The sequence below is a fragment of the Caulobacter sp. genome (assembly GCF_035254145.1).
GTDB lineage: Bacteria > Pseudomonadota > Alphaproteobacteria > Caulobacterales > Caulobacteraceae > Caulobacter.
The window spans coordinates 1-3,198 of record NZ_DATFAV010000228.1; the positions used below are offsets into that span (position 1 = coordinate 1).

The window sequence follows — 3,198 nt, forward strand, 5'->3', positions numbered from 1 at the left end:
GCCTTCCAGAAGTAGCGGACGAAGCCGCGCTTTTCGTCGACCTCCTTGATACGGAAGACCATCCGCACCGGCAGGCCCGTCTCGACGTCGCCCGGCGCGACATCGGTGATGTCCATCATGATCCGCCCGCCGCCCTCGAAGACGATCATCCCGTAGTGGTTGGGCGGGGCCATCGAGAAGGTCAGGTAGTCAGCCGAATAGCTGAGCACCGAGGCCTTTCGCTCGGCGAAGCGATACGGCTCCTGAGTGTCGACAGCCGGATTGTTCGGCGCGACCGATATGCGCGTGCGTGGGAACTGCACGACGCCGGTCTCGCGACAACGGCCGCCGACCAGACCCAGGATCATGTCCTCGTTGCGATAGAGCGTGGTCAGGGCCGTCTTGTTGTCCTTCTCGGCCCGCATGCCCTTGTCCCACTCGACCAGGCCGTTGAAGGTCAGGAACTTCAGGTAGTTGGTCTCGACTTCTCTGTCGGCCAGCGACCCCGTCACGCCGCGCGCCGGACGCCGGCCCTGGCCGGTGGCGCGGAAGACCAGAGCCTCGGCGCCCTGGCCGAACTGGGCGACCAGGATGATCGCGCCGGCCTTGGCCTCCTCCAGCGCGTGGGCCAGCATGATCGGCCCGTGCGCGCAGCCAGCTTCGCCCATGACGGCGGCCAGGTTATCGCGGACGGCCTCGGGCTTGATCCCGACGCTCTTGGCCAGGCTCGCGGCCATGCCGGCGAAGGTGGACGGGAAGCAGAAATGATCGACATCGCCGGGACTTAGGCCAGCGTCTTCAAGCGCCTCGCGGATCGCCGGTGGGACCAGCTTGACGATCCCCTCGTCGCGGATCCAGCGCTCCTCCCAGTAGTAGTCGAAGCCGCCGTCGTCGCCGCGGAAGTGGTCGACGAAATCGTCGGTGACGCTGCCTCTTCCCAGCAGCTCGGCCGCGCCCGGTCCCTCGGTGACCACGAAGGCCGCCGCGCCGTCGCCGAAGTCGAGCTCCTGGGCCGAGACCGCCCGCGCCCTGCGATGCTCGCCCGAAGCCACCAGCGCCACCTTGGCGCCGCCGCCCGCGACGGCCGACAGGGCCTGGGAGAGCGCCGTCAGGCCGCAGCGCTGCGAGCCGGTGACGTCGCTGGCGCTGATCGACTTCTCCAGCGTCAGCGCCGCCGAGACGATTCCCGCGTTCAGCCGATCGGCGAACGGCGCCGTCGTGGAGGCGAAATACAGGGCGTCGATGTGCGAACGGTCGTCGTCGGGCCCCAGGGCGTCGCGGGCCGCCTCGACCGCCATGGTCAGAGCGTCCTCATCCCAATTGGCCATGGCGCGCTCGCCCTTGCCCTTGGCCTTGAGGTTCGGCGCGACCCAGGCGTTGGCGTCCGTCACAGCCTTGCGGCTGAGACGAAGGCGCGGCGCATAGGCGCCCCAGGCGGCGATGCCGGCCATGTTTCGCTCCCAGATGTGTTCTTCTTCCGGAAACCCTAGGCCCGCCGGTCGGACGCCTTCAACCCTGCCGCTTCGTCAAGCGGGCGGGACCTCGGGCGAGCGGACCCGCTCCATCCGGAAGCCCATCCCGATGACGCGAGCGGGCAAGCGGCGGAGGATCGGGAACCAGTCGAAGAGCTTGAAGGCCGCGGGCGGCTTCAGCGTCTCGGCGCGCAGCACCCGGCTGATCAGGCGATCCTGCACGAACACCTGGATCGCCTGCATGGCCTTTACCGCGGGCTCTCGACGCGCCTGCACCGCCTCCAGCCGCCGATCCAGGGCGGCGGCGTCGCCGGCGAAGGCGTCGTGCAGCAGGTTGGCCGCGGCGATGGCGTCCTGGATGGCCAGGTTGATGCCGACTCCGCCGACCGGCGACATGGCATGCGCCGCATCGCCGATGCACAGCAGGCCCGGCCGCGTCCACCGCGTCAACCGGTCGACCTTGACCGTCAGCAGATGCACGTCGTCGAAGCTCCGCAGTTCATCCACGCGATCGGCGATGGCCGGACCGGCCTGGGCCACATCGCGGCGGAAGGTCTCGATCCCGGTCGCGCGGATCGCCTCGAATCCACCCTTGGCCGCCACGTAGCCGCACTGATAGTAGCCCTCGCGCGGGATGGTGATGAACATCCGCCCCTTGCTGATCCGCCCCAGCGGCATGTCTGGAGCGTCGTGGGGACGGCGCGACAGCCGCATCCAGAGCACGTCCATCGGCGCGCCCAAATCCTCGACCACGAGTCCGGCCTGCTCGCGCATCACCGAGCCGCGACCGTCGCAGGCGATCACCAGGCGCGCGCGCACCTCCAACGGCCCCTCGGGCGTGTCGGCCGCCACGCCGACGACGCGTCCAGCCGCGATGATCGGCCCCTTGGCCGTGGCGTTCATCATCAGCCGGAAGCTCGCGAACCGGCGCGAGCGCTCGACCAGGAAGTTCAGGAAGTCCCACTGCGGCATCAGGGCGATAAACGGCGCGGCGGTGGGCAGGCGACGAAAGTCCGCCAGGCGTACGATCGTCCCGCCGACCTCGCCGGAGAGCTCGCCGACCTCGGTGTGCGGCAAGGCCAGGAAATCCTTCAGCAGCCCAAGATCGGCCATGGCCTGCAAGGTCGAGGGATGGACCGTATCGCCCCGGAAATCGCGCAGGAAGTCGCCGTGCTTTTCGAGCACCAACACCTCGACGCCCGCGCGGGCCAGCAGGTGCCCGACCATGACGCCGGCAGGACCGCCGCCGACGATGCAGCACTGGACCTGGATCGGCTCGGGCAAGGCGGTATCCTTCTAGCGGTAGGGATCGTCCGTGTTCAGGTACCCGGCCACATAGTCGGCCACCCCGTCCTCGAGCGTGGTCATCGGCGCGGCGTATCCTGCCGCGCGCAGGCGGCTCATGTCGGCCTGGGTGTAGTATTGATACTTGCCGCGCAGCACCTCGGGCATGTCGATATAGGTGATGTCCGGCTCGCGCCCGACCGCCTCGAACGTGGCCACGGCGAGGTCGCGGAATGATCGCGCCTGGCCCGAGCCGAGGTTGAAGACACCGTTCACGCCGGGGCTCCGCGCCAGCCAGGCGATCACGTCGACCGCATCGCGGACATAGACGAAATCGCGCAGCTGGCCGCCGTCCCCGTAGTCCGGATGATGCGACTTGAAGAGCTTGACGCCCTCCCCGGCGGCGATGCGCGGCCAGATCTGGGCGACGACCGACTTCATGCCGTCCTTGTGCTCTTCATTG

General features: G+C 68.8%; 3 protein-coding genes. All 3 read right to left on the reverse strand.

Going from position 1 to position 3,198, the window contains the following annotated elements:
* A partial coding sequence (locus VJ655_RS14155; RefSeq protein WP_324112114.1) for a hydroxymethylglutaryl-CoA synthase family protein occupies positions 1-1,430 on the reverse strand: 1,430 nt, incomplete at its 3' end.
* Between the two features lie 75 nt (positions 1,431-1,505).
* Positions 1,506-2,735, reverse strand: a complete 1,230-nt coding sequence (locus VJ655_RS14160) for an FAD-dependent oxidoreductase (protein ID WP_324112116.1) — start codon at positions 2,733-2,735, stop codon at positions 1,506-1,508.
* 12 nt (positions 2,736-2,747) lie between these two features.
* A partial coding sequence (locus VJ655_RS14165) for an NAD-dependent epimerase/dehydratase family protein (protein ID WP_324112118.1) occupies positions 2,748-3,198 on the reverse strand: 451 nt, incomplete at its 5' end.